Annotated in this window: 13 protein-coding genes; 8 read left to right on the top strand and 5 right to left on the bottom strand. The window is 62.6% G+C overall.

Features of this window, described 5'->3' with window-relative positions; translation table 11 throughout:
* The first annotated feature begins 93 nt into the window (after positions 1 to 93).
* Entirely contained in the window at positions 94 to 912 is an 819-nt protein-coding gene (locus tag AC1DSJ_RS04075; protein ID WP_054427822.1) for an IclR family transcriptional regulator, read from the top strand.
* 103 nt (positions 913 to 1,015) lie between these two features.
* Here the strand turns inward: AC1DSJ_RS04075 and AC1DSJ_RS04070 are convergent, their stop codons facing one another.
* Complete coding sequence (locus tag AC1DSJ_RS04070) at positions 1,016 to 1,837, bottom strand: IclR family transcriptional regulator (protein ID WP_175171186.1); 822 nt, start codon at positions 1,835 to 1,837, stop codon at positions 1,016 to 1,018.
* Between the two features lie 130 nt (positions 1,838 to 1,967).
* Here AC1DSJ_RS04070 and AC1DSJ_RS04065 point away from each other — a divergent pair, with 130 nt between their 5' ends.
* The 6 genes from AC1DSJ_RS04065 (at position 1,968) to pcaG (ending at position 6,802) form a co-directional block, all read left to right on the top strand.
* On the top strand, positions 1,968 to 2,975 hold the full coding sequence (locus AC1DSJ_RS04065) for a TRAP transporter substrate-binding protein (protein ID WP_476760267.1): 1,008 nt from the start codon (positions 1,968 to 1,970) through the stop codon (positions 2,973 to 2,975).
* Between the two features lie 19 nt (positions 2,976 to 2,994).
* Positions 2,995 to 3,438, top strand: a complete 444-nt coding sequence (locus tag AC1DSJ_RS04060; RefSeq protein ID WP_054427825.1) for a type II 3-dehydroquinate dehydratase — start codon at positions 2,995 to 2,997, stop codon at positions 3,436 to 3,438.
* Between the two features lie 49 nt (positions 3,439 to 3,487).
* Positions 3,488 to 4,054: a TRAP transporter small permease gene (locus AC1DSJ_RS04055; RefSeq protein ID WP_420865351.1), complete on the top strand. Its 567-nt coding sequence runs from the start codon at positions 3,488 to 3,490 to the stop codon at positions 4,052 to 4,054.
* Positions 4,051 to 5,331, top strand: coding sequence for a TRAP transporter large permease subunit (locus tag AC1DSJ_RS04050; protein WP_175171183.1), 1,281 nt, complete (start codon positions 4,051 to 4,053; stop codon positions 5,329 to 5,331). Before AC1DSJ_RS04055 ends, AC1DSJ_RS04050 begins: the two co-directional genes overlap by 4 nt.
* A gap of 187 nt (positions 5,332 to 5,518) precedes the next feature.
* Complete coding sequence (gene pcaH / locus AC1DSJ_RS04045) at positions 5,519 to 6,220, top strand: protocatechuate 3,4-dioxygenase subunit beta (protein ID WP_427945863.1); 702 nt, start codon at positions 5,519 to 5,521, stop codon at positions 6,218 to 6,220.
* Between the two features lie 3 nt (positions 6,221 to 6,223).
* Positions 6,224 to 6,802, top strand: a complete 579-nt coding sequence (pcaG, locus tag AC1DSJ_RS04040) for a protocatechuate 3,4-dioxygenase subunit alpha (protein ID WP_441371788.1) — start codon at positions 6,224 to 6,226, stop codon at positions 6,800 to 6,802.
* A 77-nt stretch (positions 6,803 to 6,879) separates the two neighbouring features.
* Here pcaG and AC1DSJ_RS04035 read toward each other — a convergent pair whose 3' ends face one another.
* Positions 6,880 to 8,046: a Fic family protein gene (locus AC1DSJ_RS04035; RefSeq protein WP_441371787.1), complete on the bottom strand. Its 1,167-nt coding sequence runs from the start codon at positions 8,044 to 8,046 to the stop codon at positions 6,880 to 6,882.
* A 330-nt stretch (positions 8,047 to 8,376) separates the two neighbouring features.
* On the opposite strand from AC1DSJ_RS04035, the gene AC1DSJ_RS04030 reads away from it, so the two are divergent.
* The gene (locus AC1DSJ_RS04030; RefSeq protein ID WP_175171179.1) at positions 8,377 to 8,811 is read left to right on the top strand and encodes an SRPBCC family protein; all 435 of its coding nucleotides are present in this window, start codon (positions 8,377 to 8,379) and stop codon (positions 8,809 to 8,811) included.
* 53 nt (positions 8,812 to 8,864) lie between these two features.
* Here AC1DSJ_RS04030 and AC1DSJ_RS04025 read toward each other — a convergent pair whose 3' ends face one another.
* The 3 genes from AC1DSJ_RS04025 to AC1DSJ_RS04015 all read right to left on the bottom strand — a co-directional run bounded on the left by AC1DSJ_RS04025 (position 8,865) and on the right by AC1DSJ_RS04015 (position 12,952).
* Positions 8,865 to 11,345, bottom strand: coding sequence for a TonB-dependent siderophore receptor (locus AC1DSJ_RS04025; protein ID WP_342066999.1), 2,481 nt, complete (start codon positions 11,343 to 11,345; stop codon positions 8,865 to 8,867).
* 118 nt (positions 11,346 to 11,463) lie between these two features.
* Positions 11,464 to 12,468 carry a FecR domain-containing protein gene (locus AC1DSJ_RS04020; RefSeq protein ID WP_441371786.1) on the bottom strand — a complete coding sequence of 335 codons (1,005 nt, stop codon included), beginning with the start codon at positions 12,466 to 12,468 and terminating at the stop codon, positions 11,464 to 11,466.
* Positions 12,461 to 12,952: a sigma-70 family RNA polymerase sigma factor gene (locus AC1DSJ_RS04015; protein ID WP_054427835.1), complete on the bottom strand. Its 492-nt coding sequence runs from the start codon at positions 12,950 to 12,952 to the stop codon at positions 12,461 to 12,463. The genes AC1DSJ_RS04020 and AC1DSJ_RS04015 overlap by 8 nt, the downstream gene beginning before the upstream one ends.
* Positions 12,953 to 12,993 lie beyond the last annotated feature (41 nt).

Genomic DNA, 12,993 nt, shown 5'->3' with positions numbered 1-12,993 from the left:
GCTGCGAGCATAGGGCATAATTTTGAATGCCGTTCAAAAATTGAGTGAATTCAAAATTTGAATAATCGGCGTGACGATCTTCAGGAGAAGGCGATGAGCGGGGCAATTGAAAAGACGCTGGCGCTACTTGAATACCTGGCGGACCACCCCGACGGCGTGGCGCTTGCCAACATCGCCGACGACTTGAATCAGCTGCGCAGCGGATGCCATCGCACGCTGCACGAGTTGATGAAATACGGCTATGTGCGGCAGACGCCCGTGCGCGGCGAATACGCGCTGACCACCAAACTGGCTTCCATGGGCTTGAGCTTTCTAAGCCGCTCGGGCGTGGTCGACATCGCGCAACCCGTCATCGACCGCTTCGCCTTGGCCACCGGTGAACTGGTTCGGCTGGCCATCGTTGACGGCAAGCGGCTGACCTTGGTGGCCAAGGCTCAGGGCGCAAAATCCGGCCTGCTTTACGACCCCGACATGGGCATCGATCTGCGTCTGTCGTGCAGCGCCGCGGGCCATGCCTGGCTGATGACCTTGCCCGAGGACCAAGCCATTGCGTATGTCACCGAACAAGGGCTGGGCAAGCCGCGCGACTTCGGGCCGAATGCGCCGACGTCGATACGTGCGCTGCTGGCCAGCCTGGACGGCCACCGCCGGCGCGGGTACAGCATCCTGCAAGACGTGTATGCCGCCGGCATGAGCGCGATGGCCGCGCCCGTGCGCCGCCCTGGCTACGCAAGCACCGGCATCCTGGTGGTGGCCGGGCCATCGCAGCGGTTGACGTTGAAGGCAATGGAGAAATTTGGGCCCGCCTTGCTGCGCGCAGCAAGCGAGCTTGCGCAAGCGGGGGACGCGTCGCCGTTGCTGCGATCAGCACGCGTGGGAACGTGGGGCAATGGCCCGGCTGACCCCGGCTGACCCCTGCTGACCCCCGCTGACCCCCGCTGCCCCCCCGCTGCCCCCGGCTGTTAATCGCTGACAATGCCGAATGGCGACGCGGGCGGCGCCCCCGCGCCATTACTCACTTAGCCGTCTCGTCCCCGGCATTGCGGCCCTGCATCGGAAAGCGCGTGCGGAACATGGGCGAGGCCAAGCTGGCCAGCGCCAGTTCCTCGGCCGCGGCCAACAAGTCCGGGCCCAGCTCCAGCATGCGCGCTTCGGTCAAACGCATCGCGGGCCCGGCAATACTCAACACGCCGATGGCGTCTTCGCCCTTGCGCTGCACGGGCGCAGCCATGGCGGTCATGCCCGGCGCGAACACTTCATTGATCATGGCGTAGCCGCGCTTGCGGCCAGCGTGCAGGATCTTGGTCAGAGCGGTGATGGTCGTCGGCGCATTGGGGCCATATTCCTCGGGCGTGCCGAAGCCCTGCCGCGAGACCAGATCCAATGCCCGCTCATCAGACATCGTCAGCATCCAGGCGTGCCCGGATGCGCTGCACGACAGCCGCGCGTCCGAGCCCATCTCGGGGTCATAGCGCAGGCCGTGCCGCGCGCCTTGGGCCTTGGCCACCCAGGTCAGCCGTTCGTTGTCGACGATCGCCAGGCGCACGAGTTCGCCTGAGGTTTCCGCCAGACGATCCACCAGCGGCTGCGCGATATCGACGATGCCGGTGGCGGCCAGGTAGCTCAGTCCAATCGACGCCACGCGAGCCGTCAGTGCGTAGTCGCCGTGGTCACGCATCTGCCGCACGTAGCCGCACCGGCACAGGTCGGTCAACAGACGATGCGCGGCGCTTTGCGGAATCTCTAGCTGTTGAGCCAGGGACGCAAGCGGAACACCTTCCGGCCTGGAAGAGAGGTGCTCCATGACGGCGAGGGCGCGTTCGAGGATTCCGGCCATGACATCTCAACAAGTAGTGGGGTGATGGATGATAACCCTAGGTGGAAAACTATTCCACTCGGAATTACATTCCACTACCGAGTCTTGCAAGACATCGAGAACATTCCAAAAAAACCGGAAGGAGACAACCATGAAGACCAGCATTTTCCGCTTGGCTTTGGTAGGCGCCCTGTGCTCGGCCGCCATGACGGCCACCGCGCAGGACATCCAGGAACGCACGATCCGCTTCGGCCACCTGAACAACACCGACCACCCCGTGAGCGCGGGCGTGCAGAAGTTTGCCGAGCTGGTGTCCGCCAAGAGCGGCGGCAAGATGAAGGTCAAGGAATTCCCGGCGTCGCAGCTGGGCAATGAAATGCAGCAGCAGTCGGGCTTGCAAGGCGGCGTGCAGGAAATGTCGGCGCCCGCATCAACGTCGCTGGCCGGCATCGTCAAGGAATTCGGCTTGATCGACCTGCCCTTCTCGGTCACCGATTTCGGTCAGGCGGACGCGCTGCTGGACGGCCCGCTGGRCAAAGCGCTGATCGCCAAGCTGCCCGAAAAAGGCCTGGTTGCGCTGGGCTTCTGGGACCTGGGCTTTCGCAACGTCACCAACTCCAAGCACCCCATCACCAAGCCGGAAGACCTGGCGGGCTTGAAGATTCGCGTCATTCCCAATCCGGTGTTCCTGGATACGTTCAAGGCGTTCAAGGCCAACCCGGTGCCCATGCCGTTCGCGGAACTGTACGGCGCGCTGGAATCGAAAGCGGTGGACGGCCAGGAGAATCCGTACTCGGTGATCCTGTCGAACAAGTTCTACGAAGTGCAGAAATACGTCAGCGCGACCAACCATGTGTACGCCGCGAACATCGTGCTGGTCAGCAAGAAATTCTGGGACAAGCTCTCGCCCGCCGAGCAGCGCATCATGAACGAAGCCGCGGATGAAGCGCGCGGCTACCAGCGCAAGGTCAGCCGCGACGCCGCGCAGAAGGCGGTGGCCGAATTGCAGGCCAAGGGCATCCAATACAACACGATCGAGCCGGGTGAAAAAGCCCGCATGCAGCAGGTGGTCAAGCCCGTCATCGAACACTTCACGGGCAGCTACGACCCCGCCATCGTCAAGCTCTACAACGACGAACTCGCACGCATCCGCAAGTAAACGCACCGGCGTATCCATCATGAAGATTCTTGTTCTGCACGGCCCGAACCTCAACCTGTTCGGCCGCCGCGAGCCGCACATCTATGGCACCACCACGCTGGCGGAAATCAACCAGCGGCTGGCCGCGCTGGCCGGCGAACTGGGCGTTGAGCTTGCCACGGTGCAATCCAACCACGAAGGCGCGTTGATCGATTTTCTGCACGAGAACATCGACACCGCGCAAGGCGCGCTCGTGAACCCGGCCGGGCTGACTCAGCATGGCGTGCCGCTGCACGACGCGATCAAGGCCATGCCCTTTCCCACGCTGGAAGTGCATATGTCGAACATCGCGGCGCGCGAAGCGTGGCGTGCGCATTCGATCATCTCGCCTGCCGTGCGTGGCACCGTGCAAGGGCTGGGGCCGCACTCCTACCTGACGGCGCTGCGCGGGCTGGTCGATATCGTCCGGGAAGCGCAAGCATGACGCGGCCGCACCTTCATCCGATTCTTCAAGGGGCCGCGCCATGGTCTACATAGACAGATTCATTGGAGGTATCTGCCGCGTGCTGGAACTGGCCATCGCGCTGCTGCTGGCGGCGATGGTAGTGCTGGTGTTCGGCAACGTGGTCGCGCGCTATGGCTTCAATTCGGGCATCACGCTGTCGGAAGAAATCTCGCGCTGGATGTTCATCTGGCTGACCTTCCTGGGCGCCGTCATCGCGCTCAAGGAACGCGGGCATCTGGGCATGGACATGGTGGTGGCCAAGCTGCCCACGGCGGGCAAGAAGATATGCCTGGTCGTGGGGCAGGTCATCATGCTGTACATCGTGGGCCTGATGTTCAAGGGCAGCTGGGAACAGGCCGTGATCAACGCGGATGTCAGCGCGCCGGTCAGCGGCTTGCCGATGGCGATTGTCTACGCGTCGGGCTTGGTGTTCTCGGCATTGGCCGGGCTGATCATCGCGCTGGACCTCTACCGCGTGCTCTCCGGCAAGCTGCATGAGCAGGATCTGATCATGGTGCAGGAGTCTGAAGAAGCGGTGCAGCTCAAGCAGATTCTTGACGACGCCCAACAAGGCGCGCCGGGGAGAAGCGCATGACCATCGCCGTCTTCATTGGATCGCTGTTGGGGGTGATGGCGCTGGGCGTGCCGATCGCGTTTGCACTGCTGGCAAGCGGCGTGGCGTTGATGTGGCACCTGGACATTTTCGATTCGCAGATCCTGGCGCAGAACGTCATCGGCGGCGCCGACAGTTTTCCGCTGCTGGCCGTGCCGTTCTTCATGCTGGCCGGCGAAATCATGAACGTCGGCGGCTTGTCGCGCCGCATCGTAGACCTGGCGTTGGCGCTGGTGGGCCACGTCAAAGGCGGGCTGGGCTACGTGACCATCATGGCGGGCTGCCTGCTGTCCGCATTGTCTGGTTCCGCCGTAGCGGATGCCGCTGCACTCACCGCGCTGCTGCTGCCCATGATGGTCGCGGCCGGCCACAAAAAATCGACGGCGGGCGGGCTGATTGCGGCCACCGGCGTGATCGGCCCGGTGATTCCGCCCAGCATCGGTTTGGTTATTTTTGGCGTGGCGGCCAATGTGTCCATCTCGAAGCTGTTCATGGCGGCCATCGTGCCCGGCCTGATGATCGGCGGCGCCTTGTGGCTGACGTGGGCATGGCTTGTCCGCCGCGAAAAAGTCGTGCCGCCACCGCGCAAATCCGCACAAGACATTGCCATCGCCTTCCGCAAAGCGCTGTGGGCGCTGATGCTGCCGGTCATCATCCTGGTGGGCCTGCGCATGGGCGTGTTCACGCCGACGGAAGCCGCCGTGGTGGCCGCCGCCTACGCCTTGTTCGTGTCTACAGTGGTCTACCGCGAGCTGAAACTCAGTCAGCTGTACGCCGTGTTCGTGTCGGCGGCCAAGACCAGCGCCATCGTCATGTTCCTGATTGCCGCGGCGATGGTCAGCGCATGGCTCATCACCGTAGCCGACCTGCCCGCCAAAGTGGTGGAAATGTTGCAGCCGTTCATGGGCAACAAGATCCTGCTGATGGCCGCCATCATGGTGCTGGTCATGGTCGTGGGCACCGCCATGGACATGACGCCCACCATCCTGATCCTGACGCCCGTGTTGATGCCGCTGGTGCGCGCGGCCGGGATCGACCCGGTGTACTTCGGCGTGCTGTTCATCATCAACAACTCGATCGGCCTGGTCACGCCCCCCGTCGGCACCGTCCTGAACGTGGTGGCGGGCGTGGGGAGGATGAAGATGGACGACGTCACGCGCGGCGTGATCCCGTTCATGGTGGCGGAATTCCTGATCATGTTCCTGATGGTGGCCTTCCCTGCCCTGGTGATCGTTCCCGCCCGCTGGTTCGGCGGCTGACGCCCGGCGCGTTTGCCTATTCGCTTATTCGCCTATTCGCCTACGCCCGTTCGCCCGTTCGCCTGTTCGCCCGCTCGCCCGTTCGCCTGTTCGTCCGTTCGCCCGTTCGCCTATTCGACTGTTCGCCTATTTGCGCCGCCAGGGCCAGTGATCTGCCCCGGCGGCACTTCCAAGGAGATTCGCTGCAATGTCTCAACTTGCTCAATACCGGCGCCCGTTCTGGGATACGCAGCCGGGATACCGTTTCGATCCCTATGGTTCCACTCAGCTGCGCGCGCCCAACGAACCGCTGATCGTCGTGCCGCAAACCTTGTCGGAAATCACCGGCCCGGCGTTCGGCGGCGCGTTCGTCAAACAAGGCGACAACGATCTCACGCGCATCGCCAGCGCGGACGCCATCGGTGAACGAATCATCGTGTCCGGCCGCGTGCTGGACGAGAACGGCCGGCCCGTGCCCGATGCGCTGATCGAAATCTGGCAGGCCAACGCCGCCGGACGATACCTGCATAAACGCGACCAGCACGACGCGCCGCTGGACCCGAACTTCAGCGGCGAAGGCCGCACCGTCACCGACGCGCAGGGCCGCTATCAGTTCAAGACAATCAAGCCGGGCGCGTATCCCTGGGGCAACCACTACAACGGATGGCGGCCGCAGCACATCCATTTTTCCTTATTCGGCCGCGCCTACGCCACGCGCCTGGTCACGCAGATGTACTTCCCGGGTGACCCGCTGCTGGAGTTTGATCCCATCTTCCAATGCGTCCCGGACGTCAAGGCGCGCAACCGTCTCGTCGCCACGCTCGACTGGGAAACCACCGTGCCCGAATACGCGCTGGGCTATCGCTTCGACATCGTGCTGCGCGGCCGCAACGCCACCCCCATGGAGTAACGCATGCTCTACCCCACCACCTCGCAAACCGTTGGCCCTTATCTGCATATCGGCTTGTCCGGCCTGAACTGTGCGGACCTGTCCGCCGGCCTGCCCGACCAGGGCGCCCCCAAGGTCGTGATTGAAGGCCGCGTCATCGATGGACAGGGCAACCCGGTACCCGACGGCATGATCGAAATCTGGCAGGCCGATGCGCGGGGCGTGTACCGGCATCCGGATGATCCGGGCTATGCCGGTGCCGATGACGCGCGCTCGGCGTTTACTGGCTTTGGCCGTTTGCCGACGGAACCCGACGGCTCGTTTCGCTTCACCACGATCAAACCCGGTCGCGTGGCTGGCCCGGGTGGCTCGTTGCAAGCGCCGCATTTAGTCGTGTCGTTGTTCATGCGCGGGTTGCTGAAGCATCTGTCGACTCGCATGTATTTTCCGGACGAAGCGCAGGCGAATGAGGAGGACTGGATACTGCAGCAGGTGCCTGCGGCCCGGCGTGCGACGTTGGTGGCGCAGCGGGTGGAGAACGGCGAGCTGCGGTGGGAGGTCGTGCTTCAAGGGAAGGGGGAAACGGTGTTTTTTGATATTTGAGGGTGCGCTTGCCGATTGATGCTGTGGATCGGGATCGGTGGACGGCGCGAGCTCGGCGAACTGCGCTGTTTTAGCCGCTAAAGTCCAGCATCCAGCCGGTCTGGCAAAAAGCCCTCGACCGCCAACGCCCTCATCACACCTCGCAGCAAGTAATTGTTCGCAAACCCGGCGAAATAGGTTCTGGCGTTGGGAGAGGACGGCACGAGCATTCCTCTCTCGACAAGCTTTCGAATCTGATAAGTCCGCTGATTCTTATTGGGTAACACTGCATCCAGATCGCCTGCCTTGATCAACCCGTCTTCTGCCCTCAGCGCAGCCTTCAACGCATCCTCTTCCACCTTATTGATGAGGCCTCTTTCTGCTGAATATCGAATGGCGGGCGCAAGCACCTTTGAACGCAAGTACTCGTAGCTGGTGAGCTGGTCGACCTTTTTGAGCTCAAGCAAGATCCCTCCCAGCACATAAGCGCACCAATCCTCCAGGCCAGCTGATGTGCCGGTGTCAGCAACCCCGAGCATGCGGTAATAACGGTCTCGATCATTACAGAACACCGCCGTTGGATTCAAGATTCGGTTACCCGCACTGACATTGAAGCCATACTTCAGCAGCATCGCATAGCTAAGGAGGCGGACGACTCTGCCGTTTCCGTTCGAAAACGGCTGAATCCAGCCGAAGCGATGGTGTGCCAACGCGACCTTCATCAAGTCGTACTTGGGCGCGTCAGCCCGATTAACGAACTCGACCAGTTCCTGCATATACATCGGCACCGAAGCCGCCGGTGGCGGAAGATGCATTGATTTCGAAATAACAACCTGCCCTAGCCGATAAGCGCCGGGAGTCTTGTCGCCCTCGCGGACAAGATCTCTCACCGTCAGGTGGTGCAGCTCGCGAACAAACTGTTCGGAAAGGGGCGCACCCTCGTTCACGCTGTCGTCGATGTAGTCCATCGCGCGTTCGATGTTCTGAATCTCCCGTAGCGGATCTGTGGTTGGGCCTTGCTGCGCGCCCTCGACCAGGTGCTCCACGTAATCCGATAAGGTGGTGTGGTTTCCTTCGATACGGGCAGAGCCTAAGCTCTCCAGGATGTGGAAAATTCTCTTCAGCTGAAAGAACAGGTGCGCCGGCGTGGACCCACCCAGTTGCAGCCTGCGGACGTACTCCAACTCTGTCAGCGTATCGACAAGAGGCGAGTCGAACGACGGGTTCAAAATGCGAAGCTCGAAGTGGCTGAATGAAGCAGACATGTCGGCGGAAGTTAACCAATCGTTTTCACGAAGTGAACTTTACCAAATTTTTACCCTATAAATCAGCAAGTTATGAAATATAGGACCAAGAGACAAGTTAAACAAGCGGTTTAGCTAAACGTAAACGTCGCGCTACCCGGCAAGTGGCTCAGAGCGAAATCGGCATCATCGAGCCCGGCGAGGAGCCCCCGTCCAGGCTCAAGCTGAACAAGCTAATTCCACGGATCAGCTCCCTCGGATAGGAGCAAACCCATGAAAGGCGACAGATATTGGCGCGGGAAGCAGCATATGATTGCTGCCACATAAATTCCGTCAGGAATCACTCCCTTTATGCATATCGAAGAGCGCATCCACATTGCAGTCCCGGTCATGGTCGTCGATCGCATTTGGAGCGAGGTCGACCGGTGGCACCTATGGGACCCGGACACCAAGCAAGCCCGCCTTAATGGGGCATTCGCCGTGGGAACAAAGGGCCGGATAATTCCCCGCAAGGGCATGGGCGTTCCGATGGTTGTCACAGAGCGCTCCGAGGGCCGTTCGTTCACCGTGGAAGGCTACATCCCTCTGTTCCGCATGCACTTCGAACATACCGTTTCTGCCGTAGATGGCGGCTCGGAAGTCACTCATCGCGTGTGGTTTTCTGGCGCCCTTGCCTTTCTGTTCGGGCCACGCGTTGCCGCGCAGATTCGAGAGGGGCTTCCTCGAACCATGCAGTCGCTCAAAGCCTATGCTGAGCAACGACAAACGGCTCCCCTCACTGCCTGACCCCACCCGCCACACCAAGGGGGTTCCCCTTGGATGCGGCGGGTGACAACAGCTTAGAAGCGGCCGCGCAAGGTCAATGCGGCGCTGCGCGGCGTCCCGTAGAAGTTGCCGTAGTCCAGGTAACCGACCGTGCTGTAGTAAGTCTTGTCGAACAGATTGTTCACGTTGACCTGCGCCGACCAGTTGTCGCTGATCTGGTATTGGGCAAACGCATTCCAGATCGCGTAGCCGGGCTGCGTGAACTTGTAAGGCGTGCTTTGCTTGCTGAGGCTGCCGTCGGCATTACGCAAGTACGCGCTGCCGCTGACATAAGTGGTGCTTTGGATGCTGACGCCGCCGCCCACTTTCCAGCGATGCAGTTCGCCCGGCAACTGGTAGGTCGCAAAGATCTTGGCCATGTGCTTGGGCGTCAGGGGCTGATAGCTGCCCCCCGACGCATTGCGGTCGCGATTCTGGTTGTAGTTGTAGCTGGCTGTCAGTTGGACGCCCGGCGCCACTTCCCCGCTCAGTTCCGCGTCAAAGCCCTTGCTGACGATGTTCCCGTTGGGCAGGAAGCAGCAAGTCGCGCCGTTGCCCGCCCTGCTGGACGGATAGGCCGTATCGCGCACGGCGGCATTCTTGCGCTCGATCTGATAAATGGCGAACGCGCTATGCAGCTTGCCGCCCAGATGCTCGCCTTTCAGGCCGATCTCGTAGTTGCGGCCGGTTACCGGGTCCAGCGGGTTACCGGGCGCCGGGCCTTGCAGGCTGTTGGCCTGTGATTTGAAGGTTTCGGCCACGCTGGCGTAGGTGGTCCAGGTGTCGTTCAGGTCAACCGTCGCGGCCACATAGGGCGTAAAGACATTGTCGTCCTGGTACTGGGTCACCGACGTTGCCGTGACCTCCCTGGTCGCATTCAAGGTCTGGTTTGTAAATGTGTAGTCATACCGGCTCAGGCGGCCGCCCACAATGACATGCAGCGGGTCTGCCAGATGCATGTTCAGCGACCCGTACACGCCGGCCTGCCGCGTGTCGGTGGTCTGATTCCACATCGGCGTGAAGTCTGAGCCGCGCGGGTAATCGTAAGGATTGAACTCGAAGATGTCAGGCACCGCCTGGCCGCGGTTGGACGGTTTGGAACCGTAAGTGCTGGGCCGGAAACGTTCCCAACTGGCGCCCACCACCACCTGGTGGCGGCGGCCCCACAGGCCAAACGAACCATTGGCGGACAAGTCGATGGACGTGTTCTTGAAGTGCTCGTTCTGGTCGCTGGCGGCGTCGAACAGCCCGCTCCCCGTCACGGGGTCGATCGCGCCGGAGAAATAGTGATCGAAGCGGTCCTGGTGCGAATTTTCCTGGTTGATGTCCAGGTTGGCGCTCCAATCGCCTCCAAGCTGCTGCGTCACATGCCCAAAGAGATTGACGATGGTCCGGGTCGCGTGATCGTCGGCGCCGCTCAGGTAGGTATTGCGGGGAAGCTTCAGGTCCTCGCCGGTGGCATATCGCGGCAAACCGTAGCCCTGATAGGACGAATCCCGCTTTTGATAAGACGCCCCGACAAAGGCCGTGGTGGTGCTGGTCAGATCCGCTTCAAGAATGCCGTAGCCCAGCGTGCGGCGGCTGTGCGCCACATCGTAGAAGAAGTTCTTGTCTTCATAGGCCAGCACGCCGCGCCCACGCAACTTGCCGTTTTCCGTCAGCGGGCCACTCACGTCCAGATCCGTACGCTTGTAGGCCCAACTGCCTACCTCGGCCTGCGCGATGATCTGCAATTCCGGGGTGGGTTTCTTGCGTACCAGGTTGATCGTGCCGCCCGCTTCGTTGGCGCCGCCAAACAGGCCGTCAGCACCGCGCAGCACTTCGACGTGGTCATAGAACGCCATGTCATCGTCCGCACCGAACGAGCGGTACATCGACGCCCCACCATCCACGCGCATATTGCCGATTGCGAATCCGCGCGACAGGTAGTTGCTGCTGAGCATCGCGCCCTGGAACATCGAGATGCCCGGCGTGGCGCTCATCACGTCGTTCAGGCTGACCAGACGCCGGTCTTCGATCTCTTGCCGGGTGATCACCGATACGCTTTGCGGCACCTCGCGCAGCGCTTGCGCCGTCTTGCCCCCCACCGTGGCCGAACTGGCGGTGAAAGAACCCGTGTTTTCGGTCACGCCCGCGCGGCCCAGCACGGTGACAGGCTCAAGCTGCGTCACACCGGGCGGCGGCACGCGAACCAGGCGATACCCGTCACGCTCGGGCAGCGCCTCCAGACCCGTGCCGCGCAGCAGCGCCACCAGCCCTTCCCTGACGCTCATCACCCCGTCCACGCCCGGACTCTGCAAACCCGACGTGACGGCGGGATCGCTTGCGATCAACACCCCGGCCTGAGCGCCGAAGCTCAACAAGGCGGCATTCAAGCCACCCGCGTCAATGCGATAGGCGCGACGTTGATCGTCGGCTGCCGCCTGCGCCCAAGCAGAAGACGGCAGATGGGGAAGGATTGCGCCAAGCAATACCGACGCAAGAAGGGTGTGGCGGGCGGCTCGGGGAAAGGCCATGACTCAGAGTTCCTAGACTGTGATGGAAAACAGATACGCCGGTGTGTTGGCGCCGTTCTCTATCTCTTTCGCTTGAACGCTGAATTTCCGCCTTTCCTGTAACAACTTCGCCGCGCCATCAGCGGGCGGCGCTCAGGGTCACCCAATACCGCGTGCGGTAATGCACCCGCACGGGCAACACCCGGGGCAGCATCGTCAGGATGCTGTCGGTGTCCGCCAAGGGATACGTGCCCACCACTTCCAGCCGCGCGATGGCGGGATCACAACGCAGCACGCCCGTCCGGTAGCGGGCCAATTGCGCCACGAAGTCGCTCAACGGCATCCGGTCGGCCAACAACATGCCATGCGTCCAGGCGTCCGCGCCCGGCGCCACCGGCAGCACCGGACCGGCGCCCAACGCTTGCAGCGCCGTATGCTGGCCTGCCAGCACCCGTGTCACCCGCCCATCGGCGCGCGCGACGATATCCACCGCCCCTTCGAAAACGGCAATCTCATAGCCCAGGTCATCCCCGTTGTCGCGCACGGAATAGCGCGTACCGACCGGCGTCAGCACGCCGTCGCGCGTCATCACCGACAGCGGGCCCAAGTCGTTGGAACCGGCGCTGGTGATCAAGATTTCACCCGAACGCAGCACCAGGGAGCGAGGCCGCTGGTCCAGGCGCAGGTCCAGCGCGGTGCCCGGCCCCATGACGATGCGCGTGCCGTCATCCAACGTCAGGGTGCGCAGCTCGCCCGTGCCCGTGCGCTGATCCGCCAGCAGGACGGGCCAGCGCTCCCACGGTTCGGCGGCCCATGCCAACCCGGCCACGGCACCGCCCGTCACCATCCACTTGAGCGCGTCGCGGCGCGCGCGGCGCATCGCGGCCCGCTCGATCAATTCGACCGCAACCGCTGGCGTCGCCACGGCACAGCGCGCGGCAAGATCGCCACGCATGGCGCACATCCGCTGCCAGATGGTTTCGTTGTCGGGATGCGCCTGACGCCAGCGCAGACAGGCGGCCACCGTCGCGTCGCTGGGCTCGCCTTGCAGCCGGGCCATCCAGTCGGCCGCCTGCGCCAGGCGCTTGCGATCGACCGGCAGGCCGTCCGGGGCACGCTTGCTCAGCATCGCGGCGTCAGCCATAGATCGCCAGGTAGCAATGCTGCAAGGCCTTGGACAAGGCTTTCTGTACGGCGTTGGTGGAAATGCCCAGTTCGCGGGCGATGTCGGGCTGCGACAGGCCTTGCACCTGCGCCAGCATGAACACCCGGTGCACGTGCACCGACAAGCCATCCAACACGGCGCACACCGCCGTCACCGCCTCGACCACCAGCGCCTGCTCTTCCGGCGAAGGGGCCACGTCGACGGGCTGGCGCGCCAGCACCTCGCAATAGGCCGCCTCGACGGCCGCCCGGCGGAAATGGCCGATAGTCAGCGTGCGAGCGATGTTGGTCAGGCAGGCGCGCGGCGCCGCGATGATGGCGCGGATATCGTCACGCAAGACCCGTTCGAAGGTGTCGTGCGCCAAGTCGGCCGCCTGGTCGACGTTACCCGTCTTGCGCCGCAGTAGTGTCACTAGCCAACGGTGATGGACGCGATAAAGGTCCTCGACCGCCTGGCCTTTCATAACATCGGATGAGGAAGACACGGCTGCGCCCGCACCAAAAT

The organism is Achromobacter sp. 01N37, from assembly GCF_056399725.1.
This window is presented reverse-complemented; position numbering and strand designations above follow the sequence as displayed.

What these genes read in the sequence shown, in the direction of transcription:
- AC1DSJ_RS04075 (WP_054427822.1), top strand. Translation starts at nt 94, where the DNA reads ATGAGCGGGGCAATTGAAAAGACGCTGGCGCTACTTGAATACCTGGCG.
- AC1DSJ_RS04070 (WP_175171186.1), bottom strand. Translation starts at nt 1,837, where the DNA reads ATGGCCGGAATCCTCGAACGCGCCCTCGCCGTCATGGAGCACCTCTCT.
- AC1DSJ_RS04060 (WP_054427825.1), top strand. Translation starts at nt 2,995, where the DNA reads ATGAAGATTCTTGTTCTGCACGGCCCGAACCTCAACCTGTTCGGCCGC.
- AC1DSJ_RS04050 (WP_175171183.1), top strand. Translation starts at nt 4,051, where the DNA reads ATGACCATCGCCGTCTTCATTGGATCGCTGTTGGGGGTGATGGCGCTG.
- pcaH (WP_427945863.1), top strand. Translation starts at nt 5,519, where the DNA reads ATGTCTCAACTTGCTCAATACCGGCGCCCGTTCTGGGATACGCAGCCG.
- pcaG (WP_441371788.1), top strand. Translation starts at nt 6,224, where the DNA reads ATGCTCTACCCCACCACCTCGCAAACCGTTGGCCCTTATCTGCATATC.
- AC1DSJ_RS04035 (WP_441371787.1), bottom strand. Translation starts at nt 8,046, where the DNA reads ATGTCTGCTTCATTCAGCCACTTCGAGCTTCGCATTTTGAACCCGTCG.
- AC1DSJ_RS04030 (WP_175171179.1), top strand. Translation starts at nt 8,377, where the DNA reads ATGCATATCGAAGAGCGCATCCACATTGCAGTCCCGGTCATGGTCGTC.
- AC1DSJ_RS04025 (WP_342066999.1), bottom strand. Translation starts at nt 11,345, where the DNA reads ATGGCCTTTCCCCGAGCCGCCCGCCACACCCTTCTTGCGTCGGTATTG.
- AC1DSJ_RS04020 (WP_441371786.1), bottom strand. Translation starts at nt 12,468, where the DNA reads ATGGCTGACGCCGCGATGCTGAGCAAGCGTGCCCCGGACGGCCTGCCG.
- AC1DSJ_RS04015 (WP_054427835.1), bottom strand. Translation starts at nt 12,952, where the DNA reads ATGAAAGGCCAGGCGGTCGAGGACCTTTATCGCGTCCATCACCGTTGG.